This is a genomic window from Methanoregula sp., assembly GCF_041663825.1.
GTDB lineage: Archaea > Halobacteriota > Methanomicrobia > Methanomicrobiales > Methanospirillaceae > Methanoregula.
The window spans coordinates 46245-70690 of sequence record NZ_JBAYLY010000001.1 but is presented as its reverse complement, the minus strand read 5'-3'; the positions used below and the strand labels follow the sequence as shown (position 1 = coordinate 70690).

Annotated in this window: 27 protein-coding genes; 26 read left to right on the top strand and 1 reads right to left on the bottom strand. The window is 54.4% G+C overall.

The genetic code is table 11. The annotated features are described in order from the left end of the window. Positions 1–25: 25 nt before the first annotated feature. The 26 genes from WCX19_RS00400 (at position 26) to WCX19_RS00275 (ending at position 22721) form a co-directional block, all read left to right on the top strand. Positions 26–736, top strand: coding sequence for a hypothetical protein (locus tag WCX19_RS00400; protein ID WP_373003288.1), 711 nt, complete (start codon positions 26–28; stop codon positions 734–736). Continuing rightward, positions 733–1704, top strand: coding sequence for a hypothetical protein (locus tag WCX19_RS00395; RefSeq protein WP_373003285.1), 972 nt, complete (start codon positions 733–735; stop codon positions 1702–1704). Before WCX19_RS00400 ends, WCX19_RS00395 begins: the two co-directional genes overlap by 4 nt. A gap of 16 nt (positions 1705–1720) precedes the next feature. Then, positions 1721–2185 carry a hypothetical protein gene (locus WCX19_RS00390; RefSeq protein ID WP_373003282.1) on the top strand — a complete coding sequence of 155 codons (465 nt, stop codon included), beginning with the start codon at positions 1721–1723 and terminating at the stop codon, positions 2183–2185. After that, the gene (locus WCX19_RS00385; protein ID WP_373003279.1) at positions 2182–3687 is read left to right on the top strand and encodes a DUF4367 domain-containing protein; all 1506 of its coding nucleotides are present in this window, start codon (positions 2182–2184) and stop codon (positions 3685–3687) included. Before WCX19_RS00390 ends, WCX19_RS00385 begins: the two co-directional genes overlap by 4 nt. After that, entirely contained in the window at positions 3680–5185 is a 1506-nt protein-coding gene (locus tag WCX19_RS00380; RefSeq protein ID WP_373003276.1) for a hypothetical protein, read from the top strand. Before WCX19_RS00385 ends, WCX19_RS00380 begins: the two co-directional genes overlap by 8 nt. Further along, positions 5182–7386, top strand: a complete 2205-nt coding sequence (locus WCX19_RS00375) for a hypothetical protein (protein WP_373003273.1) — start codon at positions 5182–5184, stop codon at positions 7384–7386. The genes WCX19_RS00380 and WCX19_RS00375 overlap by 4 nt, the downstream gene beginning before the upstream one ends. A 112-nt stretch (positions 7387–7498) precedes the next feature. After that, positions 7499–7768 (top strand): hypothetical protein, encoded by a 270-nt coding sequence (locus WCX19_RS00370; RefSeq protein WP_373003270.1) that lies wholly within the window; start codon positions 7499–7501, stop codon positions 7766–7768. Then, the gene (locus WCX19_RS00365; RefSeq protein WP_373003267.1) at positions 7765–7974 is read left to right on the top strand and encodes a hypothetical protein; all 210 of its coding nucleotides are present in this window, start codon (positions 7765–7767) and stop codon (positions 7972–7974) included. Before WCX19_RS00370 ends, WCX19_RS00365 begins: the two co-directional genes overlap by 4 nt. Positions 7975–7980: 6 nt before the next feature. After that, entirely contained in the window at positions 7981–9309 is a 1329-nt protein-coding gene (locus WCX19_RS00360) for a hypothetical protein (protein WP_373003264.1), read from the top strand. 113 nt (positions 9310–9422) lie between these two features. Continuing rightward, entirely contained in the window at positions 9423–10106 is a 684-nt protein-coding gene (locus tag WCX19_RS00355) for a hypothetical protein (protein ID WP_373003261.1), read from the top strand. A 106-nt stretch (positions 10107–10212) separates the two neighbouring features. Beyond that, positions 10213–10533, top strand: a complete 321-nt coding sequence (locus WCX19_RS00350; protein ID WP_373003258.1) for a hypothetical protein — start codon at positions 10213–10215, stop codon at positions 10531–10533. A gap of 126 nt (positions 10534–10659) precedes the next feature. Further along, on the top strand, positions 10660–11100 hold the full coding sequence (locus WCX19_RS00345) for a hypothetical protein (protein ID WP_373003255.1): 441 nt from the start codon (positions 10660–10662) through the stop codon (positions 11098–11100). A gap of 24 nt (positions 11101–11124) precedes the next feature. Further along, on the top strand, positions 11125–11898 hold the full coding sequence (locus tag WCX19_RS00340) for a hypothetical protein (protein ID WP_373003252.1): 774 nt from the start codon (positions 11125–11127) through the stop codon (positions 11896–11898). Further along, on the top strand, positions 11895–12401 hold the full coding sequence (locus WCX19_RS00335; protein WP_373003249.1) for a hypothetical protein: 507 nt from the start codon (positions 11895–11897) through the stop codon (positions 12399–12401). Before WCX19_RS00340 ends, WCX19_RS00335 begins: the two co-directional genes overlap by 4 nt. 4 nt (positions 12402–12405) lie before the next feature. Then, positions 12406–13332 carry a hypothetical protein gene (locus WCX19_RS00330; protein WP_373003246.1) on the top strand — a complete coding sequence of 309 codons (927 nt, stop codon included), beginning with the start codon at positions 12406–12408 and terminating at the stop codon, positions 13330–13332. Between the two features lie 38 nt (positions 13333–13370). Beyond that, positions 13371–14540 carry a hypothetical protein gene (locus WCX19_RS00325; RefSeq protein ID WP_373003243.1) on the top strand — a complete coding sequence of 390 codons (1170 nt, stop codon included), beginning with the start codon at positions 13371–13373 and terminating at the stop codon, positions 14538–14540. After that, positions 14537–15286, top strand: a complete 750-nt coding sequence (locus WCX19_RS00320; RefSeq protein WP_373003240.1) for a hypothetical protein — start codon at positions 14537–14539, stop codon at positions 15284–15286. The genes WCX19_RS00325 and WCX19_RS00320 overlap by 4 nt, the downstream gene beginning before the upstream one ends. Before the next feature lies 1 nt (position 15287). Continuing rightward, positions 15288–16997 carry a PKD domain-containing protein gene (locus WCX19_RS00315; RefSeq protein ID WP_373003237.1) on the top strand — a complete coding sequence of 570 codons (1710 nt, stop codon included), beginning with the start codon at positions 15288–15290 and terminating at the stop codon, positions 16995–16997. Next, on the top strand, positions 16997–18055 hold the full coding sequence (locus WCX19_RS00310; protein WP_373003235.1) for a DUF4232 domain-containing protein: 1059 nt from the start codon (positions 16997–16999) through the stop codon (positions 18053–18055). Before WCX19_RS00315 ends, WCX19_RS00310 begins: the two co-directional genes overlap by 1 nt. 1 nt (position 18056) lies before the next feature. After that, on the top strand, positions 18057–18482 hold the full coding sequence (locus WCX19_RS00305) for a hypothetical protein (protein ID WP_373003232.1): 426 nt from the start codon (positions 18057–18059) through the stop codon (positions 18480–18482). Continuing rightward, positions 18479–18601, top strand: a complete 123-nt coding sequence (locus WCX19_RS00300; protein ID WP_373003229.1) for a hypothetical protein — start codon at positions 18479–18481, stop codon at positions 18599–18601. Before WCX19_RS00305 ends, WCX19_RS00300 begins: the two co-directional genes overlap by 4 nt. Before the next feature lie 507 nt (positions 18602–19108). Then, on the top strand, positions 19109–19378 hold the full coding sequence (locus WCX19_RS00295) for a hypothetical protein (RefSeq protein WP_373003226.1): 270 nt from the start codon (positions 19109–19111) through the stop codon (positions 19376–19378). 329 nt (positions 19379–19707) lie between these two features. After that, complete coding sequence (locus WCX19_RS00290; protein ID WP_373003223.1) at positions 19708–20271, top strand: hypothetical protein; 564 nt, start codon at positions 19708–19710, stop codon at positions 20269–20271. 50 nt (positions 20272–20321) lie between these two features. Beyond that, positions 20322–20843, top strand: a complete 522-nt coding sequence (locus tag WCX19_RS00285) for a hypothetical protein (RefSeq protein WP_373003220.1) — start codon at positions 20322–20324, stop codon at positions 20841–20843. A 1-nt stretch (position 20844) separates the two neighbouring features. Further along, a complete protein-coding gene (locus WCX19_RS00280; RefSeq protein ID WP_373003217.1) occupies positions 20845–21258 on the top strand; it encodes a hypothetical protein in 414 nt (137 codons plus the stop codon). Continuing rightward, the gene (locus WCX19_RS00275; RefSeq protein ID WP_373003214.1) at positions 21255–22721 is read left to right on the top strand and encodes a hypothetical protein; all 1467 of its coding nucleotides are present in this window, start codon (positions 21255–21257) and stop codon (positions 22719–22721) included. Before WCX19_RS00280 ends, WCX19_RS00275 begins: the two co-directional genes overlap by 4 nt. A 243-nt stretch (positions 22722–22964) precedes the next feature. On the opposite strand, the gene WCX19_RS00270 is transcribed toward WCX19_RS00275, so the two are convergent. After that, positions 22965–24434, bottom strand: coding sequence for a dihydropteroate synthase-like protein (locus WCX19_RS00270; protein ID WP_373003211.1), 1470 nt, complete (start codon positions 24432–24434; stop codon positions 22965–22967). Between the last annotated feature and the right edge of the window lie 12 nt (positions 24435–24446).

The following is a 24446-nucleotide window of genomic DNA, read 5'->3' as shown; positions in this document are numbered from 1 at the left end:
GAAAACCTAGGGCGGGTGCGAAGACATGCAGATTATAACCAACAGTATGAATTCAGGGAGAATACGGTGCGGGCATACGAAGGTAGTCCCGGGTTCCGGGAAACTTCTGTATATCCTGGTTATCGTTCTGGCAGTGGGCCTTTTTGCCGTAATCCCCGTATGTGCAAAAGAGACCACGGTTGCCGTGTCCAATGAGAATCCTCACGAATTCCGGTTTGTTTCGATCGATCCCATGGGGAATCATTATTCCGGGGATACGATTCTCATTCGGGGATCGACAAACATTTCCACAACGCGAAATCTTCTGGTCGAGGTATATTCGTCATCGTATCATCATCATACGCGCATTCCGTTTACCGAGTATGGAGCATCCAAAACCGTACCCATCCTGCCCGGGAGAGATGACACCACGAACCACTGGCTGGCCGAAATAACGACAACCAACTGGAGCGAGGGCGAATACCTTGCACAAGTTTCTTTGGAAGATTCTACGGATAGCCGCCCGTACGCAACACAGTTGTTCGACATTCTGCCTGCAGATAGTCGCCCGGCAGAAAATTCTCTCCCGGGGAATGCGACTTTTCCACTATTACCTGTTCAGGTAGATACGCAGGTCACACCGGTACGAACTACCGTACCTACGCAAACGGCACCGCTCCTTGGCATAATTCCCCTTGCCGCGATCGGCGGTGTCCTGATAATTGCTGGTTTGAAAAAAGACCGGGAATTAAAATGAATCCTTCTGACAATAAGAAATGGCATACCCTCCTGATGGCTGCCCTCTGTGTCATCATCGTTCTTGGGCTTGGCATTCTCTTCTGGAACCCTGCGCACTCTGTAGTGAACATGTACCTTGTCCCGGTTGGTGAGTGGAGCGGTTTTTCTTTTGGCACCTGCGGTAACGATGATATCCCGATGACCTCTACGAGCACGATCCCGCAGGCCTACAACGAAAGTTTCCTGTACAGGTTCGGCGAGCCTGAACCGGCTGCGGCCCCGGCCCTGCCTCCCATGATCGATTACCCGTTACGGAAAGATGCAATCGATACGCTCATGGCCCGGGCAGAGGTCAACGGCTCTGAAGAGTCTGTCATCGGGCTGTACGAATTTCCGGACACGCGGATCCTTCTTGTGAAGTCCGGTAAAAACGTGACCGAAGTCCTTGCCAAAAACGACAGCGTCCGGACCCTGACACTGGTATCTCTCGCTGTGGGAAGCCTGCATAGTGAGGCAGCCGCACCCGGGCCCGCACAAAGCGGCGCCTATACCACGACTTCCGTATCAGATGTCGTCATCCGGCGCATTGATCCCGTGCTCCCGGGCGGAGCGAACAGTACATTTTCCCTGTACATCGTACAAAAGGACCAGGAGGACACGTGCCGGGATACCGATGGCACGGCCATTGCCACGATAAAAACGGATTGTACTTTTTACGTGCTCTATAACCAGCGGGTCGAACGTGTTGTCACCGGATCCTCGGCCGTCCCGGGCCCGGGATGGACACTCTGTTCGGAGAACGCGGCGATTGAAGGTTCGGGCAGCGCGATGGCGTCCCTGAAGCATACGGTCAGGCTGGCAAAAGGATCTGACGATATACTGCTTGCAAACCTGATCCGGACCGGTGCTGCGATCCTGGTGAGCGAAGGGAACATGGGAAGCACGACCATGCGAATCTCCCGCGGCAGCACCGGGTGCAGTTGCTGACAGGAGGGCGGAGGACATGAAACGATATCATTTCTGGCTGATTGCAGTGTTGCTGCTGGTGGCTCTCGTGATATCTCCTGTAGCCTGCGGATCGAACGATACGTGGGATCAGTCCTATTACCTGACGCACAAAGAGACATTGGCCGGGCAAAAAGACATGTCCCGGTACAATCCGCAGGTGACGCCCGTACCCATCCAGACCATGAATGCAACGACAGCCCGGCTCTACCCGGGCATGATGGCGTGCGGGAGCAGCGGATGCATCGACACGACACCCTGCCCGTTTCCATTCCTCCGGTGCAGCCGCCCGCTCACCGTTATGGTTGCATACAATGTGAACGAAACCCGGCCGGAAGAGCCCGTTCCGGTCGTCGGTGTCAGCATGGTCGGGGGACCGTTTTTTGAACCGGTAGACCTGTACCGGGCAGGAACGCCGGCCATATTTTTAACGTTCGATCCGCATGCAGGGAGGATCCCATGAACATACCTGCCGGCATTGTGGCGGTTGTCGTGCTTGCAGGTTTCATCCTCTGGGCGGGATGTACATCGGCGCCTCCCGTGGATAACCTGACCGCGCCCGAAATTGCCGGACAATACGTGAAGGCGCAGGAGAACATACAGGATTTCTCGGCGACAGTCGAGGTCGCGGGCGCCACCGGGCAGGTCGTGGACCGGGTACAAATCCAGAAAAAGGCACCGCACGATTCCAGGATCGAGTTCCTGACCCCCGGCAGCGAGGCGAACGGAACGCTCGTCATCACGAACGGCACGGTCATCTGGTGGTATTCTGCGTTCACGAAAACTCTCCGCACCACCCGGCATTTCGATCCGGATCAGACCTATTTTACCGGGTGGGATTACCCGGGGATGATCGCCCGCCTCTTTACAAAATATCCCGGCTCGTACATGCTCAACGGCACCGACCGGCGCAACAACTCTTATCTCGTGGACTTTTCCGCGCGTGCAGGAGAACCGTTCACCGGTCTTCCTGACAATTACCAGAATGCCCGGGTATGGATCGATGCCGGTTCGTGGATGCCCGTACGGATCGTCCTTTATAACGACACCTGGCCGTCGCCCGTGACCGTGGAATACCGGGACATCCGGGTGAACAGCGGCATTCCCGACAGCGTGTTCGTTTTCGATCCGGATAATGTGCCGAATCCGCCAAAAGAGATCAGGCACCACGACCCGGTGATCTTTCTCCTTTCCCTTGAGGATGCCTACCGTGTGCTGGGAAACGGCCTCGCCATCCCGGGATATCTTCCGGAAGGGTATGCGTACGGCGGCGGGTACCAGATGAGCGACGGGACCCTCCAGTTCTCGCTTGTCAAAAATAGCGATTCGATCAGTTATATTGACTCACCGGTCATAGGAAGGCCCCATGGTGAGGTCGTTGACGGCCCCGTCACAGAACTTCCCGTGAACGGGACCATCGGCGATTTCCGACAGGGCAAAGACCAGAACCAGCTGCAATGGATCAAGGGCGGCCATGCATATACCCTCACGGGAAAACAGGAACGGAGGGAACTGGCAAAAATGGCAGAATCGCTGGTGCAGGTCAACGATACCCTGATGAAAACGCTGCCATGGAACGAGCCGAAGATGGCCGAACCCCTCGGGATCACCGAACTGACTTCGATCGTTATGCCGGAGTCATGGGTTATGAGCCACAACACCAGCGCGACGCCGGGTATGATCGGGATCCGGCTGCCGGCCCAACAATTTTCTGTGGATTTCGTGAACGGTACGGCCTACCCGGATTACCACATTTGTCGCAGTATCGCGGCGGACGAGCGCGTGATGCTGTACCAGGTTCCGATCGATATGTTCCAGCAGGACAACCCGGACCCGGCGTACGTGCATATCAACGAGCCGGAGTCAGTCTTCCGATCTTACCCGAACCTGACGGCGGTCTTCCAGGAACAGTGCAAATATTACAAGATCCCCTGCCCGGCCGGGAGAGTGACGGCGCATGAATAAGCTCCTGTGGCTGATCGCTGCGGCACTTGCCGTACTCATTATTATTGGCTGTGTCCTGTCCGTTCCCCAGCACGTCCCTCCCGGCCACAACAATTCCGGACCTGTTTTTTCCGGGAACAATACCGTACAAAAATCATTGCATGAGATGTCGGCGGAGGAAATCGCAGCGGAATTTGTCCGTCACAACAATAATATCTCCGGTTATTCTGCTGACGTGCACTCTGTGGGTGAAAACGGTTACGATGACGACGAGTACCGGTTTTATGTAACCCGACCGGACAAGTTCCGTGCAGAATACAGCCGGTCTGAAATTCACGGCAACGACACTATCGTTGTAGCGAACGGGTCGTTTGTTTGGCAATACTATCCGGATACCAAAAAAGCACGACCGGACCTTATCGAAGATCCGAAGAACACTTTCTTTGCATGGAAAGATTACCCCGCGATCGCGGCACGGATCCTTGAACGATTCCCTGCCGTCCTGAACGGGACTGAACACTTAAACGGCTCCGATGCGGTCATCATCGAAACAGCAGTTGACGATGTCCCCACGCAGTATTATCCGACGATTTTTCGCCGGGCGAGGATCTGGATCGATGAGGATACCTTGATGCTGACACGGATGGTGTTGATCGGGGACTATAACGAAACTGCACTTGCCGTAGATCTCCGGAATATCAGCATCAATCCCCCGCTTTCCGGGGAAATGTTTGACTTTACGCCACCACCCGGAACGGAAATCTCGCCGACAATCACAGAACTGGTTGCACCTCTGAACATGAGTTCGATGTACCAGGCAAAGGTCCGGTTTGGTCCTGACTTCCGTTTGCCTTCCACCGTCCCGGCCGGGTACACATTCAGGTACTGCTTCCATTACCGGGATCAAGACGGACGGGATTCAATTGTGTATTCCAATGATACCGATGATCTCGTATTCACGCAGGCATTTGTAAAAACCGGTGTCTCACGTGAATCCGTCACGGAACAGGATATGCCGGTGTTCTTCGGCAACCTCACCGGAAGGTTTCGGACTGTTGCCGGCAGGAACGAGATCGATTGGCAGGATAAAAACCGGTCATACGTCCTGATCGGTACCCTCCCTCAAGAGGAACTGGTTCGCATTGCCCGGTCAGTGACAACACCCGCACTGCTCAACTTCGCACCAGAAGAGATCAAAAACCCGGAAACGATCGCAGAAATTGCACTGCGGGACACCTCTGCACGAAGGATGGTGGATGCCGGTGGGGAGATACTCGGTGTGGGAATGTCTCTTCAGAGAGGAACAAAAAACAGCCCCGGAGGTTTCTTCCCTGCGTTATCTGTCCGGTATAACCAGATTGTTGCAGAGTATATGGTGGATCCTGTCTCACTTACCGTGGTAAAAAGAAGTATTCAGGTCCCTAACGGCGCAATGGTTCGTGAAAAAGGAAACCGGACTCTCGTTGAGTTTAATGGAGAAATCCTTTTTGCATTCGATCCGATGGAGGCAACCCCATGAAAACCAGGATTTTGGTTCTGCTGCTGGCCGTGCCGTTATGCCTGACCGTTCTCATGGCAGGCTGCACGGATTCTGCGGGATCCCCGGTAACACCGGATGTCAACCAGTCTCAGTCTTCGCTCCTCCAGCAGGATTCCCAACCCGCATCGGCATATCGCGGGAGTCCGGGTACAACCCTCACCACCGTGCCGATCGACACCGCATACAACCGGACGCTTGCCGCGTTCTGGATGTTTGCACTCGAAGGCCCGTATGCCACAAACCCCAACTGGACATCCGCGGTGCTCGATCCTGTGCCGGTAACGCTTTTCGATATCAACGGGGAACCCCGGTATTACGAATTTTACCTTCGCAACGGGAACGAGAGTCCCGGTTATTTCTGGACGGTGGCAGATAAACGCATGGAGCATGGCATTTTCCGGATCTATGAGGGATCTCCAAGTGCCAGTTACACCCGTATTGCGCGTGACGCAGAAGATATCGTGAACATCACCTATTCTGGCTACCCGATACTCCTGGAAAAATCCGGTCTCTATGGAGGTGGTTACCCGAACCTGTGTACGATCGTCACCATCCTGAACAGGACATCTGGTGTAAATGAAACGATCGTCGTAGATGCGTATTCCCACATGGTGGTTCCTGATCATCCGTCCGAAGATCACCCGGGCCCGGAGTATGCATGGTCGTATCTCGACAGCATCCCGCAGGAGGAACAACCGGCCCGCGTCGCGCAGTGGGAGGCCGAGAATTCGAATGCCACGAACGTCGTGGCATATGCACTGGCACGCGGCATCGATCCCCGTCTCCCCCTTTCAGGACAGAATACGAGTATTATCAGGGAATATTACCGGGAACAATCGCCGGATTCAGCAACAGCACCGGACGAGACTCATGAAAAGCCGGACGACCGGCCGCTCACCGGAGAGATTATCGATAAAAATATTGTTCCCGTTGATGCCGCACGGACAGAGGCCACCGCGCATCTCTGGCGCATCGTACTCGACCGGCCGGACAGTTATGCCGACAGGTCCTGGAGAAATGCCGGTCTTAGTAAAAACGAGCCGCTCATCATCGAGGATATCAGCGGCAACAAACTCTATTACGTATTTACTGCCGAGCGCAACGGGATGCCGATGAGCGAGATAATTGTCGCTGCAAACAAGGGGCTGTATTCCCACCGTTTCGGGCTTGAGACCGCTGCCGGCGATTACGATTTTTCGAATGCAACACAAAAAGTCCGGGTGGTTGCTGCACAGAGTTTTCCCGGGGATTCCATTCGTACGGTGCGATCGGTCTATTCCCTCAAAGACAACTGCTGCCATAATGTTACGGTGATAATGGATGTTGAAAATTCATCCACCTTGGAAAAAAACTGCATCCTTGTCGATACGTATACCCTTGATGCGTCCATCGAAAAAATTTCCGGTACTGTGGGAACTGAAGCATACCCATCACTGTTTTCCTTAATGACCCAAGGAGAATATGCAGATAATATCCAGCGTTGGGAAAATGATGACAAAAAAGATCGGGATTTTGTAACCTATGCAGCATCCCGGGGGATCCCTGTGGATCAACCGCTGAACGATAGAGGTTTTGTCGCGCTTGGCGTGTATATCTTCACGACAGAACCCCGCAACCCCCCCGTGGAAAATCTCTACAATCCGCTCTATCCGCAGCCGGCAGTCCGTCCGAAGCTGGACAAGGTAACTCAGGCCTGGCACGAACAGGCCGACTGGTTTAGTGCAGTTCTCGTCGATGCGTCGCTGACGGATGCAGAGATTAAGCAGCAGATCGGGAGCCATCAGATTTCCGGGAACTACACATTAGAGATCCTTTCGGTAGGTGCGATGGGAACGGATTATTATCTGGATGTGCCGGAGGCTGATTACAATCGCACGTTTTTGCTCCTTGAAAAGGACGGAAGTGTCTGGATCAGCGAACAGATTACGTCCATGTGGGAATACGAGCAGATTGTCAAACAGAGAAACGGCTCGGTTATTATCCCCCTTGCCATTGCCTATCCTCATGAGGCAAACGCCAGGCGGCTCATTGCCGAAGACCTTCCCATAAAACCGATGAAAGAAGTGTATATCCGGTATGACTACAAATCGGAACCAAAAAAATCGGAACGGGAAAAGGTTCTCGCAGAACTTAACGCTGATGATCGGATCCTGTTTGCATTTAAGGAGTATTCGTCATGAAAGCGAACATGGAGCCGATGGGCAAGAAGTATTCAAAACGAAAATCCCGAGGCATTTGCCGGTTAAATCCCGGTTACAATGTGATGGCGGTACCGTTCACGGAGGTATTTTCATGGATGTGAAAACACGAAGATTCCTGATAAATTTTATCCTGATAATTATCGTCATCGGTATCTCGGCAATGCTTGGCGATTACGCTGCCAGGATCATGAGCACATCAACGATTGTGAAGAATGCAATGCTGTGCCAGATCATCTTTATCCTGGGAGTATTGGCCGGAATTATCATGTGCCTGATATCCCAGGATCTTTATCGTAGATATGGTTTGATCGAACCGAACAATATCCCCGGAAAAAACCCGCCTCATGAGGATACTTCATGAAAAAAATACCGTGGATTTTGTCGGGGTTGACTGCCCTCATAATTGCGGTGACCGTGTGCCAGTTACTGCGGGTGAACCTGATTTCCCTCTTTAAACCGGCCGGCTGGAATCCATTTTCATTCTTCATCGGACCGGCGCCCGGCATGGGCATAGGGTATTCCATCCTCGGGAGAGACAACGGACCCGGATCGACACAGGATGCGTGATCGTTCATGGATGACGACAAAAACAGCGGGCGGACAAAATACCTGAAATCCCCGATCCTCGCCGGGATAGCCGGGGGCCTCCTGCTCGCGGCCGTCATCTCTCTCACGAACCTGGGATGGAGGGACCTGGTAGGGTATAACGGATGGCTTTCGGGACCATATGGGGCATGCTATACGACAGAGATCCTTCTGGTCTTCATTTTTTCCGGGGCCTTGTCCGTTTTTTTTATACATTCACGCGAAGATCGCGAAATAGCGGTACTCCGGTCCGGCATCCTGTCGGGTATTATGGCAGGGCTCGTGTTCGGCGGCACCTTTCCTTACCTGGATATTCTGCTGGATCCCGCCCGGTATCATCTCCTTCCGGGGATTTTACCAGGACTTATGGCTTTTTTGGAAGCGGCCGGATTTGGCTGGTTCATGGTCGTGTGTGCATCCGTCCTTACCGGCATGGTTTTTGCTGCGACCGGGGCCCTGCTGTTCCGGTTCCTCAGGCAAAGACTTGCCGGAAATTCCGGTTCCCGCGATAATGATTACAAAACCGGGATACTGTCACGCACGATCCTTCTTGCCCTGCTCACCGGGATTGTTGCCGTTTCCCTTGTCCCGCCGGCCGTTGCTATGATCGGGATTGCGCAGGGAACCATCGCACATGAACCTCCCGCCTTGGTCGATCCTCTGCCCGCCACCCCCCTGCCGGTACAATCTGTCCGGGCCGGTTGCACCACAACGGTCTCCCCGTGGATGCAGCAAAATGCGGGGCAGGACGTTCCTGCCGGAGAATACCTGGACGTTATCAATCCCGGCAGCCCTGACACCGTGCCGCAGGATACAAGGGATGCTTATTACCGGATGGTCGTCCGGGTGCCCGGTTACCCCAATGCGAGTGAGGGGATGCAGGACCCTTCACCCGGGGGCCTGACGTACGGTTCGCGGAGTGCTGCCATTGCAGTCGCGGGTTACCGAGAGATTCCGGACGGTCAGCAAAACGCCGACGCGGGAAACCGCAGCGGGCAGTGCCACATGAACGAATCGACGATTGAAGGGTCGAACCGGTTGGCCGGCCAAGAGATTACGATCGGGAAGTATTTCGAAACGGTCTGTCCGGACTACCTTGCGGGAATGCCGGAATCTGAAAAAGAACCGTTATACAACCAGACCCTGCAGGTACCGGAGATACCTCCTGACCATGAGGGCACGGTCGCATTCGTCCCGCCCTTGTCCGTATCAGGTATCCGCATGGAGTATTCCCCGGGATGGGCCATGACCCTCTGTGGAATCGCGGGGCTCGGTATCCTTGTCATGGGGTATGTTATTGTGAGGAGGTACCCGTAAATGAACAGTTCGCCGGCCGGAAAAACCCCGGGGCCCCGGGTGATTCCCGCAATCCGTCCCGGGAAGGATATCGCAGTACGCGGGAAAAAGAGAAACCGGAGAAGTGGTTAATCATGGAACAAAATCGTATCCTCCTTCTTGCAGTGCTGGCGGTGCTGGTTATAATCCCGATTGTGACAGCGGAAAACAATTCATCCTCGTCTCCGGCATGGCCATATGAAAATGTGCCCGAACATTATCTCTCCCCGGAATATTTTAAAGATGCAAAACCGGCAACTCCACTTCCCGAGTCGGAGATGATCACTATCATCATCTCCGGGCAAACATTTGAACGGTTCAGCGGGAAGGACACACCCGGAATTATTGAGATCCCCGTCTCGTACCTGGACTTTGCCGCAAACTTTACCAGTTCAACGTCGTCACCGACATGGCATTATGAGAAAAACCTGGTCCCGGAAGACCGTGTAGCCATGATACGGATGCCTGAATCAATGTATGATCGTTTCATGGCAACCGTAAGCGGGAACACGCTGGAACTGCCGGTATCCTCGTATGTCCGTCAGTATGACAATCTCACGGAACTTTACGCCCAAATCAATCCGAAGGGGATGTACCTGAACGATTCTGCCACGGGCAGGGAGGAACCCGGTACCCGGTCATCACCGACAGTTCCTGTCGTTATCCGGACAATACCCGGAACTCAGCCTGCACCGTCTTTGGGCGGACTTGGTATAGTGGCAATCGGGTGCATCGCCGTGTACGCTGCAATCGGCAAACACCGGAGGGGATCGCAATGAAAAAAAATAAAAAACAGGAACCCGGCATCCCGGGTGTCTGTTGTGCTGACTTGCTCATCCCGATCCTTATGACCCAAAATGAACTGAAACGAAGAAGTGGTTAATCATGCAACGAAAACGTGTTATCCTTCTGGTAATCCTTGGTGGAGTACTCTCTCTGGCAGCAGGATTTATAGCGATAGCAGGGCCATCGTTTTCATCCTTCACCCCGCTTATCGTTCTCATTATCCTTGCCGCCATGGTTGTTGTCCTGCTCATTCGGGAGTTCAGGCAATGGGTGGAATCGCTTGTCGAAAAACTCGCGGCGGGTAACAGGATCAATCCGCCCGAAACAGCCGGCATACCTGAAACCATTGCGTCGCTCAGGGCCGAGATCGAACGGATCAATCAGCGGCTGGAAGCACTGGAGAAAAAGGAGAGGGAATGAATTGCTGCCCATGATACGGACATCGTATTCACGAATGGCGATACCCGCACCGCTCCCGACCATAACGCTGGTCACAGCACTGGGACTCTGTGCTGTTGTTGCATCAGCATTGTTCAGGAGAACCCTATGAAACACGTTCGATGTATAATCCTCCTGCTCCCCCTCCTGACGGCATTGATGTTTGTGGGATACAGTCTCATGGTCCCGGTTGTTCTCCCGTCGACAGAATTACAGATGGTGTTGAAAGCCATGATATTTGGAATCCCGGTTGCGATCCTCATCGGTTTTGGCCGCTGGACCGGTGATGAAACCGGTACGACACTCTCGGGCTTGCTCCTGTTTCCCTTGTTTTGGATATACACCCAGGTCCTTTCTCAAATGTTCGATCCCGGTTTTGTGGCAACACCTCTCTACGGATTGAACTGGAATTTCTTTGCCGACACTGCACCATTCGTCCTTATTTCAGGTTCAATGGGCTGGTTTGCATCAAGAAAAACGAATCAATCACTTTTCATTGCTATCGCTCTTGGTGTCCTGTTAATCGTGATCATCGTGGGGATACACTGAAATATCCAAAGAAGGTTTGAGGAAATGAAAAAAATCCTGGCTGGCGGAGTTATTGTCCTGGTTGCGGGCATCATATTCGTTTCACTCGTTTTTTTATCCGGTACGACAGATCCCACGCCTCCCCAGGTACGGGCCGGATGGTATCTCCCCCATCAGGATATTGCCTGGACGGTACCGGAACCCACGGTGAACGAAAGCCGGCAGGAACGCCTTGTCCTGAACGGGTGGCAGGATGCCCCGGCGCCACAATTCCCGGCTCTTTCTCCGTACAGCCGTTATGAAAACTACACGGATCCCCGGACTACCAACAAGTATATGATCGCCACATGGTATTTTACCGATGAGAGAACCTTCGTTGAATCACAAAAAAAATTAAACGGTTTTTTGCAGGCATCGGGAAACTTCTCACCTGTTGAATTAAATTTTACTGGGCACATTGCGGGGCTTGGGCAGCCTGCCCGTGGCATTCAGGATCCACAAAGCCGTTACACCCTCCCCCCGATTCTCCAGGCTTCCGGTTATGAAAGCGGCAATACTTCCGGGTATTTTTTCACGGTAACGATTCCTGGATCCGGAGGCTTTACCGGGGATACGGATTATTCCAAACATGAGGAGTATTATCTCGTCTATTATGGGACAACAACCCCGACGAGTCTTACCTCACAGGCCCCCTTCCTGAAAGGGATGATTGCAGAAACCTGCCGTTTTGACCGCGTGGCACGGATGGGGGACTACCAGCACCAGCTGAGCGACTGGGAAGTGGAGAATATAACGATCCGGGAGCAGGTGAGCCCATGAGACCGAAATACCGGGGTTCTCTGATACTGCTGTATAGTACAGCACTATTCGTTCTCGCCGTGCTCGTTACGACTCCGGCACTGGCAGACCCGGACGCGGCAATTCCCTATCCTACGCCAATAGTAAACGACAACGGCACCGTGACCCTCAACAACGTCACGCTCCCCCTGATCGAATCACGGGCGATTGTTTTAAACGATTCCGAACTGGTCGCGCGAAACAATCCCATGACCCACGAGGAGTTCATGGAAGCAAACCGGCAGTACATCGATTTCCTTGCCGGGCAGTTCGGGAGGGCACAGGTAGAAAAAATGGCAAACGCTGAGTACGACCCGGCGACCAGCGGGTCCTCTCTCCCGTCCGCCCCGGTAAACGGGACGGGTACAACGGCAGGGACCGGGACGGTACCTGCAACAAAACCGGCACCAGTCCCGGGAATTGTATCCCTTGCGGCGACCGGGGCAACAGCCGGCATCGTTGCGATCAAAAAACTGAGGAGATGAGACGATGGAAAAAATCCAAAAACTTCACAGAGCCCTTGCGATCCTGGCGCTTTTTATTGTCGCCTGCATTGCCATTTTCCCTGCCGCTGCGGATACCGGGGGAATGCAGCAGGCCTTCCCCGAAAACGATACGGTCGGGTACGTCCCGGTCGATATCATTGTTATCGACCCGGCGATCAAGGCAGCAACGCCCGACTACAATTTCCTCGTGCTGGATGACGAAGGGAAGGCAAATTACCTCCGCGACCTGGGTACTGATTTCGATCTCCTGTATGCCGCCGACCCCGAGAAAGAGACAAAATATGCCGCACTGGCAGCGAAGCTGAACGCGATCTGGGACAAGTACCCGGTCGTCTCCGAAACAAAACCGGGAAGCGCCGGGTACCCGACATACGGCGGATCGGAGAGTACGATCCGGTTCGTGCCGTCCGTTACCAGCACAAAACTGACCGATGACGAGAATGCAGCCATTCGCGAAAGTGCGGCGATCATGAAGGAGGCGTTCCTAAAAAGCATCGGTAATCCGGTGGACCTGGATTCCGCGCGAACTCCTGTACCTGACCTATATAACCTGACGTTCGGGGAAAATACCGGCTGGTTTGTCGTGCACGCCAACGTTGACGATGCCACGGTCGATTTCGACACGGACCGAATAGGGGCTCTCTCTCACGGGACGCTCGTTGTGCCGGTCAACGTAACCGCACCCCGTTACAAAACAGTCTCGGTTTTTAAACTGGGATACATTTCTTTTCCGGTCACTATCGACAGGTACCCGGAACGCGGCGGGACGGTCGATCTGTACGCTACGCTCACCGTGCCGACAACGGCAACGCGGCCTATGCAAACAGCTCCGCTCCCTGCCGGTATCGTTGTCGCATCTGTTCTTGGTGCGGTATTGCTGATTGTTAAAGGGCTAAGACGAGGTGGCTGAGAATGGGTGTTCAGGATCAACAAACGGGGTATCCGGTCATGTGGCTCATCCTTTTCGGCATTCTGGTTTTGTTCCCGGCAATTACCTCCCCCGTTCTTGCCGCGCAATCAGATTTCGCGGCTTTGGACCCCTCACAAAATACAACCGCTCTGCACTATATTTATGATCCGAAGACCGGGGCTTTATTAGGATACGGCACGACACCGTCACCCGAAGAACAGGTGATCATTAATCAGATCAGGGGACCCGGCTACTCCCCGTTTCCCGCACCGACCCCGCTTGCAATGGACATGGCCCCGGAACAGCCGGTCTCTGCCTACGGAAAACCGGTGAAGATTAACATAACCCTCTCCAATGCCATTTCAGATACGTTCACCTTCCCGGATTTTCCTCCTGATATAGAGATCTCGACCAGACCGGAAGGGTGGAACAGGGGGATCGTCCGGACCATAAGGCACGGTGACGAGATGCGACTTCTCCAGCCGAACAATACAACCAGCACGATACTCATCTGGGATCAGAAAAATGATCAGCAGGCCCAGGTGAATCCTGGTGTCTACTATCTCTCGGCACAGGCAGGCATTGTCCAGAATGTCACACCAGATTCAACAACAATCACCTCATCGTTCATTTCTGCAAATTCCGAAGTTATTGTTCAATATCCCCAAGGGGCACTGGCTGGCACCCTGTACCCCAATGTATCGGTGACTGACGGGGATGTGACTGCGAAACTTGACTCCCTTGTGCTCAATGAACGAGGCGGTTTTGTAAACATGACGGTTATTGCACCGGCACCCCGCAAGGGATCTCCTGCCGCACCCGGATTCTCGCAGGTAACCGCGGAATATTGGATCGATAACAGTACGGCGCAGGATTTCCGTATGTACTCATCATTGTATTCCGGCAACGGTGTCAATCATGTCACATGGCATACCGCCCCAATTCCATGCGATGCACGGGAGATCCGCATTGCCGCAACCAAGTTCGATCCGTACCGGGGGCACTGGAACTTCACGGTGGATTGTTCAGATATTTCATATTGCGCCGTGGAGAACGACACGCTCTTTTCCCGTGAAGCGACCGAGGACGCATTCCGGAAAAACAAACCCGAAACCACGCAGCCTGCATCACTTCCCATCGCTCCGGCTATCAGTGCACTTGCGGGAATCAGCCTGCTCATGGCGCAACGAGGGCGTTGTAAAAAATGAAAAACACATCCTGGTTCGTAGTATTGTGCGCCATTGTGACGATCGGTTGTTGCACGCAGATTGCCGGTGCAACGCCCCCTCCCCCGGAATATCGTGCCATGTATCTTCTGCCAAATCCCGCCGGTCTCTATTACAACCAATCCGTCAATTCAGGGTTTCTTGTAACGTCTTCCCAAAATACTGCTGGTGCATCCCCTTACTTTCCCGGGGTATCACAATACCGGGCTTTCCAGAATTTTACGTATGCAAAAACCGGTGACCCCTACCTCTCGGAAGTCTGGTATTTTGACACCTGGGATTCATTTGCAACCGGCCGCGAAGATTTGACGGACTATTTACAGAAACGCGGGACGATCTCACCGGTAACCCTTGACATATCCGGCGACCTTGTACGAACGGGCGATCCCTGGATTGCCGGCCTGCACGCCACCCGGATCAATGCAACGGCCTACCGAGCGGCAGATACTTCCGGGTATTTCATCATCTTTTCCACGGATTTCTTCCCGGACGAGAATTACTATATCGCGTACTACGGGACCGCAGGGAAATCCGATCTGGATGTTGCAACGCCCCGGCTCAAAACCCTGATAATGTCCTGTTTCCCGGGTTTTGTCGAAGGAAAGACCTATACTTTTGATCCGGTTTCACCAGAAAACCCGGCCGCATTCCTGCCTGCGACCGTAGTGATCATCACAATCTGTTGCATAGGCGCGCTCGTAATTCTCCAGAAAAAGAGAGGTTCATAACATGAAATCACCAGTTCCCCTGAATCCCTGCAAGTTCCTGATGGTCACCGTCATCATCGCGCTCCTCATGATCATATCCCCGGCCAGCGCTGATACTATTCACGCGCTTACGGTCCCTGCCGGGAAATACCCCCTCCCGCCATTGCAGGTCAATGACTCGATGGAGCCGGTGATCCTGAATCAGGAACTCAGTACCGTAAACGATACTGGCATCTATGTAATCCCGGCTGGTTCCATCATCCTCATGTCAGATGACGGGATCAACAGGGTCTTCGATGCAAACGGCACGCAGTTTTTGGCCGTGTACGATACCGGGGCACACCACACGCACACCGTCCCAAACGGCGCCTTTGTCGATAGCGAAGGAAATATCACATACATTCTCTCCGGTAATCAGCTTGTGATGACGATCATCGATGCGACCGCGACGGGCATCGCACAGCCCACACCTCAGACGGTGACCGCATCGTTCTCGCCGATGTCGGCAACCCAAGGAGATGCTCCGCTGAAAGTTACGTTTTCGGATTATTCACAGGGAGCGATCACGGACTGGAACTGGTCGTTTGGCGACGGGAGCCTGTCCAGCGAACGAAGTCCTGTCCACACGTATCGGGCCAACGGTACCTACAATGTGACACTTGCTGTCAGCGGACCGTCCGGACACAATACGTTCACCTACCCGGATTGTATTACGGTCGGCCCCCTCCCCCCGCTGGCCCGGATTGGCGTTGATCCCCAACGTGCTGATTATGCACCGCTCACCGTTATCCTCACCGACACGTCCATGGGCGACATCACAGGATGGTCATGGGATTTCGGTGACGGAAGTACCTCAACGGAGCAAAACCCGGTGCATACCTATTCAAAGACGGGGAATTATTCCGTGCTCTTGACCGTTACCGGGCCGGCCGGGAAAAACACCCTGGAAGAGCCGGTCTTCATTCTTGTCGGCCCGTTTGAACCTGTTGCATACTTTGAAGCGATCTACACATCGCAGCATGCACCGTGCAGTGTCGAATTCCTGCAATACTCTGAGGGTACGATCACCCAATGGTTATGGGATTTCGGCGACGGGACAACATCCACGCAGGAAAAACCGTTCCATACCTACCTGCATGACGGAAACTATACCGTGAACCTGACCGTCACCGGTCCGGCCGGGACGAGCACCAGAAGCCGGCCATCGTTTATCCATGTCGGAGAACCGTTTTTTATCCAGGCAGATCCTGTCGGCATCCATTCGGTGGGGGACACATTTGCTATCACCGGGACAACAAATCTTCCTTTGGGGGAAGACCTGGAATATGCTGTTCTTACCAGTACTTTTAACCCGGGCGGTCCGCAGTTCGGGAACCCGAGCAACCAGACCGGGACAACCCGGGTTGTCCGGGGAAATGCCTCAAATGGCAGTTGGTCGTTTGTGGTAGATTCCGCAGGATTCCGACCCGACGAATATCTTGTGAATCTTCATTCGTCCACGTACACGGATGTAGAAGGAAACACCTTGGTCACACTTGTCAAGGGAAAATACTCTGCCCCTGCTCCCTCAGCCACGCCCCGGCAGACCCCCGGTGAGGATGTAACGGAACCTGTCAATGTGACACCCTCCCCCTCCGGAACGCACCCGGTACCACTCTTCCCGACACAGGTACTGTTCTCTGTGCCCTGCGCCGCGGTACTTTTCCTTGCAGGAAATGGGAGGAGAGGCTGATGACGGCGGCCGGATCGAACAGGTACGCAGCGGGCCCCGGATATTTTCCTCTCATGCTTATCGTTGTGTGCGTCGCAGCACTCGTTGCAATTGCTCCGGTCACCGGTGCGCCGCTTGCAAACCTGACGCTGGTGCCCTTAAACGCTACGTGGGACCCAACCGTTTCGCTCCCGGTGTACGTTTCCGGTGAACCCCTCGTGGTAAATGTCACGCTGGTCAATACCGGTCCCGACCCGATCACCGTCATGGGATACCCTCCGAAAGCCGGCATACATTACCGGAATGCCAACCCGTTCCGGACATTTGGCCGTTCGCACCAGACCCTCGTGCTGGAACCGGGGCAGTCGTTATCATCACAGGTTACCTGGGATCAAAAAGATGCCGGTGGTTCCCCGGTCGATCCGGGGCGCTATACGGTTGCGATATATTACCTGTTCAGCGAGAACGCGAGCGGCTCGTGGGATGCATCGCACCTGAATACCGTATCTTCTTCGACCGATGTTATGATCCTGCCCCGGGGCGGGGCATATCAGGGAATGGTTGCCGTGAATGAATCCCTGACCCAGGAAAATGTTACGGCCATATTTGAATCGGTCTCGTTCTCCAATGTTTCGTGGACAGCGAGCGTACTTATCCAGTTTCCCGATAATGAAACGTACGACCGGCTGTCGACGTGTAACCGTTCGTGGCTTGAGTATTGGTTCATCGCACGATATGGGTCAGATTACTCCCTCGATGCCACGACACCCCGGACGTTTTTTGACACAAGCGCCGACTGCGGGCTGCCCGGCGCGGAACGATTTGTTTTCACGGGAGAACCTGTACCGGCAGATGTACAGAATATCTCCCTCAATATTACTACTGAATGGATAGATCCCTCCCTCACTACCTTCTCCACCAATACCTGGAACTATCGCGTGAACCTGTCCGCGCCACAATCTTCCCCGGATTTGACGTCCACGCGGCATCCCTCGCCTCTTCCTGCGATCCTCCCCATCCTTTCCGCAGGGCTGGCGGTTGCAATGTATGCAGCGATGCGTTCACGCAGGAGGCCGTAACATGGCACAAAAAAGCCTGCAGGAAACTATCCTGGCTGTCCTCTCCGCGTACCTGGCGCTCTTCCTCTTCCTTGACGCGCTGATGTCCTCCTTTGCCTTTCTCATCAACTGGGAGGCATGGTTTTTTGGGATCAAACTCGACGGGTGGCCGGCGGGGCTGTATCTGGCCGCAACTGCGCTTGCTGCAGTATTTCTTGTCGTCCTGCTCCTGAAATACCCGCACAGGTCGTTTGCGATCTGCACGGTATCCGTCCTGTATTTTGCCTTCGTGTACATCATGCCGGTCTTTTCCCGGCAGAAAAACCTGAAGAGCGATCTTGGCTGGACGGTCTTCTGGATAGAACTAGTCCTCTATATTGTCATCCCGTCGGTTATTCTCGGGGTCTCTGCGTTACTGGGTCGGACAAAAAGCGGTGAGTCTACATGAAAGTGTCTGGCCGGGAAGATACCCTTACGTGGGTTGTTCTCATCATCGGGATCGTCATGTTCCTCGCACTGGCGTATGCAACAGCGATTCTGTGGAATGGGGCAAACCCAGTACCGTAGATAAAAAAACTGGCAGATTCCCCGGCTCATGAGACCTTACGTCCCGGGGGATCGTTTCTCCGACGGAGGGCCGAAACACAGCGATCCCGTATGACCGGTCTCCAGTGGAAGCGCCGTCCACGCCACTCAAAAAGTTTTGTTTAATCGCGTATTTTTCCAAAATATCCATTTTAATCTGGATTCAGACCTGCACTATAGCGGGCTTCTGTTGGCAGGGTTTTTTGAGAGGTCCTGGGGGTCATCTGAGCGGGAGATCGGCCGCCCGGAGGCCGCTATGAGCGTTTTTTAATTTTACGTCGGAAAAATTGATCTGGCTGTCGTTGGATCGACGGTGACCCTTTGGTGGGAGACGCTTCTGGGGGTTCTGCCCTCTGTCAGCGTGGGCGTCCCCCGGCTAGCGATGATGCCGTATTACCTGTATTCAGATATCCCCGGCACAGGTAATTCCGAGGCATCGCATACGCCCCCGCTCCCTTTGGGGGCAGGGCTGGCGTAAGGGGGGTTCGCATGAAACGAGAAAACCTGCCGAGTGCAGGCTGTCCGGGCCTCCATCCCATCAGAATCAGATTGCTCCAAAAATTTTCCGGCAATTTGGATTTTTGTCCGGAAAAATACGGGCGTACAAACTTTCGTCCGGAATTTTTTTGGATTTTTCAGATTTCGAACCGGAAAAAATCTGGCCGAAAAAATTTCACGCCAAATTTTTTTGTGATTTTCAACTTTCGAGCCGAAAATTTTTGGCCGAAAAAAATTTCAAACCGTGCGGGCGGGACGTGATCGACCGAAAAAATTTTCGGGCATAGCGCACGCTCTGTCGGAAAGATCTCCTAAAAGGTTTTTTTTTCCGGATTTCGCGGAGATTATTTGGTCGTTTCCGGTAAACAAACGGACGAGAGATCGTAAATACCATAAGGGCCCCAGAGAGTTTCATATGCGGATGCCCAAGACCTACGGGAGATGAGATGCAGCTACAACCGGTATTTTGCGGAGCGGGCCTTGCTGGGATCGACTCTCTTCATCGTCCCTGAGCCATGGCAGACTGCTGCTGAAAATGACACCACGGTGTAACGGGAATCATACAGAGAAAATGTATCCGGGGGAATGAAATGGAGAAGAAATGGATGATGGCAGGAATTGCTCTGGCATGCGTTGTTGCAGGTGCCGCAATCATTCTGGTATCTTTGATGAATACTGCGACACCCGCGGTTCCGACATCGGCTCAACCAACCTCTACGGCTGCTGTATCGGTAACCGGTTCCCCGCAGGATCCCGGATCCGTATGCAACCTTTCCGCTTCCGGTCCCCGGATTCTTGTCCCGACCAATACCTCCGTCCCGATCCGGGACCCGATGCCCGGCAACAGGTACTCCTTTGACAGGGACGATTCAGGTAAAACGATCGTGCTCGGGACCGGAGATGTGGTTGAAATTAACCTTGGGTTTGCCCCGTCACTTGCCATGCGCTGGGTCGTCCCGGTCTCCGGGTGCGGGATCGAGCTGGTAAATGACGGTGTCTGGTACACAGGCGGCGATTTTTGGAATAACACCGGCTTTTACCGGGCCCGGTACCGGGCGGTCAGCCCCGGGACATCCGTTATAAACGGGAAATTAGTCCTCAAACCCGATGAAGCCGGGGATCTCCGGTTCAATCTTACCATGATCGTGAAGTAGGGGCGGTGCAGCATGATGATATTGTCTGGAATGAATGGAATCCGTTTATCATGAAAACGTTTGCACTTGTTTTCATTCTCGTCATCGTAACCGCGGTAATTTTCGGAACGGTATCTGCGGCAAACACTACGCCAATCTATCCCGGCATGGGCGGGGCGCCAAAAGAAATTCTCACGAACATGTACCCGACCGTGAAGGACAATACCGAAATCATGGGATTTATCCGGGAATGCGGTGTCGGTTCCTGGCATGAAGAACAGATGGATGCAGAGTATAAATCCGCCCATCTTGCCCCGGCAAATTCCTGCGGGAAACAACTGGTCTTCTCGATCCGGAAGTCCGTGGGGCGCGGAGATCCGTTGCAAATTGCCAGCGTCTGGATCATCGGGGCCAACGAGACCTGGTCGCATTCGATGGAGCCGGTGTATCATTCCCAGTTTACCGGAGATCGCACTGCCCCGCTGCCCCCGGGAGGTACCGGTGATGTGACGAATATTTTTGTGGCGGGTATCGTCATTGCCTTTGCAATTATTGGCGTTGGATATATCGCGATACACCACAGGAGGTCATAAGATGGAGAAGAAACGTGTCCGGGAAATCCTGATGGGGATACTCTCCACGTACATGGTGCTCTTCCTCTTCCTTGACGCACTGATAACCTCCTTTGCATTTCTCATCAACAGGGAGGCATGGTTTTTCGGGATCAAACTCGACGGCTGGCCGGCAGGGTTGTACCTGGCCGCAACTGCGCTTGCTGCAGTATTTCTTGTCGTCCTGATTATCGGGATCCTCCTGTTCCTCGCTCTGGCATATGCAACGGTGATCCTTTGGAATGCGGCAAATCCCATACCGAAAATTCCCACGCACATTTCGACCGGAACCACGGGCGAACACACTATCCGGAACAATCCGGAAACGATCTTTTTGACTCTCCGGCCGGAGGATCCAGCGGCTCCGATACTTCAGGAAAATTTTGGAGGAATATGATGAAACAAAACAAACAGTTGTTACTTGTCATCGTGCTGCTGCTTATCGCAAGTCTCTTCGTAGTCATGATCCTTGCACCGTCACTCCAGGGATACAGAGGGAAAGTCACTGCTGTATCGTGCTCAGATAAACCCCTCAATATCACCGTATGGCGGTGCCAGGGATTTTTCGACCAGCTCGAAAACCCGGTGGTCCTGTATGAGAACGGCCGGTGGTCACTTGAGGATGCGGGAACCATCAACAGTCCCATCAGGTTTACCGATAAACAGGAATGCCGTAACATTCCGCCCCGCGAAGTCGAATATACCCCGAATGTCAGTATCGAGGGGGAGAACATCAGTTTCGACCTGCTCGTTTCAAACCCCATGGGAACGGACCTTGCAGAAGTCCCGTACACGGTCGAGACCCGGGTTGAACCGAGAACCAGTTCGTGGGACCGGGCATATCACGGGCGCGATGCCTTTGTTGCTATGGAAAACTTTACGCTCTATAATTTTTCCTCCGGCGAGATCCGGGAAGTCCGCGTACACGCCCGGCTCGCGGTACCTCCCATAAACCAGTCCGTGAAAGAACTGATCGTCGTCATCCCCGGCCCGGAAGCAAGAGCAGCCGATGGCTCCGTCATCCGGAAGGATATGGACCACGAAGGGGACCTCATGGTAGTTATCCAGTCACCGGATACCGTTTTACAGGATCCGTCACCTGTCCGCACACAACGCCCGCTCACCGATGCGCCCGGGGCCCCGGCATGGGTGGAAGAGGACAGGAGGATCGTGCAGGCATTCCTTGAAAACCCGGATGCAACAGTGGTATACGAACGCAACGAAACGGACAGCCGTATCGGGAATTACCACATCTACCAGACGGATGAGGGCGAAATATACGTGAATGATCAATCCCGCCGGGTCGACCGGGCAGGATTCTACGAATCGGTATCTCCCACAAAAAAAGTAATGATCGATCAGGACCGGGCAGAAACCATTGCACGATCGTACGCGGTAAAGAACTACCCGGGTTTTTCCACGCGGAACATGGTACTGACCGAAGCAAAGCTGCTGGATCACGGTGACGCAGGAAAAGAGTATTCGTTTGCCTGGCAGGAGCAGGTCTTTGGGGTATCCAACGGCAACTTTGTTTTGATCAGCGTCTCACCGGGGCACGGCGAAATCCTCTCCTACCTCTCGCGGGACCGGACCGCCCCGGAAATAACGGAGCCGAAGATCGCAAAAGAACAGGCAATCGACACGGCCGTGAAGTATTTCACGAACGTTAACGAACTTTCCGACACAACTGGCCTGGAGGTCTCTGCAAAAGTTTCGGTGGTGCCGTTCCTGCAGGACCGGGTGATGTGGATCGTGGATCTCCATATCGATCTGCCCGACGACCTCCGCGGCCACCGGGGCGGGCAGGTCTATCTCGATGCAGAAACCGGCGATGTGGCACTGTATAATCCCTGCCAGTAAAGGTCGCTTCCATGGATGAAAAAACAAAAAATGGCGACACCCGGTATCCCCAGATGATCCCTGTTACATTCGTTTCTGGTCCGCCGGGGGATTCCAGCTGCGGTACCCGGTCATGCAGGATCCGGATCGAGGCTCCCGGATCGATCCAGACCCTGTCTGGGGAAAGAGACTCCCCCTGAGCGACATTCCATAAAAGAGAGCACGCGGGTTCGCCTGCAGCTCGCAACGTCAGATTCGTTGACCCTAAACCACCCTTGCGCCGCTGTTATTTTCCCCGCACGAAACGGCAGGAGATTCCTCTCTAAAACTCCCCGTCCTGCTCAAGCTCCTTCCGTACCGTATCGCCAGTTCCGCCTTGTACAGTTCCCGGCCAAGATATCCCGCATGATCGAGCAGCGAAACATGCCCCTGCGATAAAAGAGTAAAGAGCACGTCCTGCCACCGGGTCCCCCGCACCGCCTTCCCGTTGATCACCGCGACGATCTGGTCCCCCTCGATCCCGATCCGGAAGTTCCCTTTCGGGTCGTAGATGATCTCGTCCGGCATCCGCCCGGCAGTAATCGCCGTTTCATACTCGAGCGGCGGTTCGCGCCGGCGCCGCTTTTCTTTGAGCACCAGCAGGTCGATCCCGAGATCCTTGGGATACGGCCGGTCCCGGGCGAGCACCATCATCTCGGTTGACTTCCGCATCTCCCGGATCGAGCCCTGGGTCTTGTCCGAATGCTCGCTTGAGAAGATCACGGACGCCCCGACTTCTTTTGCCATGCCGGCAAGCAGGGCATTTGTCCCGACCGAGTCCGCATCGAGGAGTTCGACCACGTTTCCCGCGCCAAAGAAAAGCGGGCAGCCATAGTCTTTGAACTGCCCAAGCGAAGTGACGAGACCCGAACCGACCGGCTGGAGGAGGGGATCGGCGACGATGCAGTTGATCCCGGCCCGGCGTGCCTTTGCGATATTGGCGTTGAGGGTTTTCCCGCCCGGCACCACGACCGCCGCCGCCCCGGCCCGAGCCACATCCTTTCCCACCTTCGGGATATTGGTCTCCTGGAGCGAGAGCACGAGATCGGCCCGGGAGAGTGCCGCCCGGATCAGGTCAGGATCCTGCGTGTCCACCGCGAGCGGGCCGTCGATCTCCTCAAGTCCGGAGAACACCCGTTTCACGTCATCGGGTGTCGCATCGAAGCCAAAGCCAAGGTCGACTATATCCGCTCCCTCGGAAAAATACTGCTCGACACGGCCCCCGATATCCTCCACCCGGTGGGCGTCCATGATCTCGGCGAGCACTTTCATCCGGGAGTTCCCGCCGATCTTTGTCCCCCGGATCACAAACTCCGGCTCTGCATCCCTTTCCGCGGCCACAACAAGGGCCATCGCATCCTTTGCCTTTCCTGCACGAAGGAAATCCTCGGCAGGTACCGTGCGCGAGAGCGGGGTTTTCCCCACGAGCGGGAGGATCCATGCAAGGTCTGCTGCGTGCCGGGGCCCCCGGTACACGGGCACCCCGGTCTCGCGCTCGACTGCTTCAAACGAGACGGTACACATCCCGGACACGACGACTGCATCATACGCGCCCTTCGCGATCAGCTCCCGGAGCGCCCGGGGTGTAAGAAACGAGGCGATCTTCCCGGTCACCACCACGTCGGCGTCGAAGCCGGCGGCCGTCCGGCGCACCGTTTCTGCGGTCGCGGCACCGGTGGGGAGGAGGATACGCATAAGCTCCCTTAA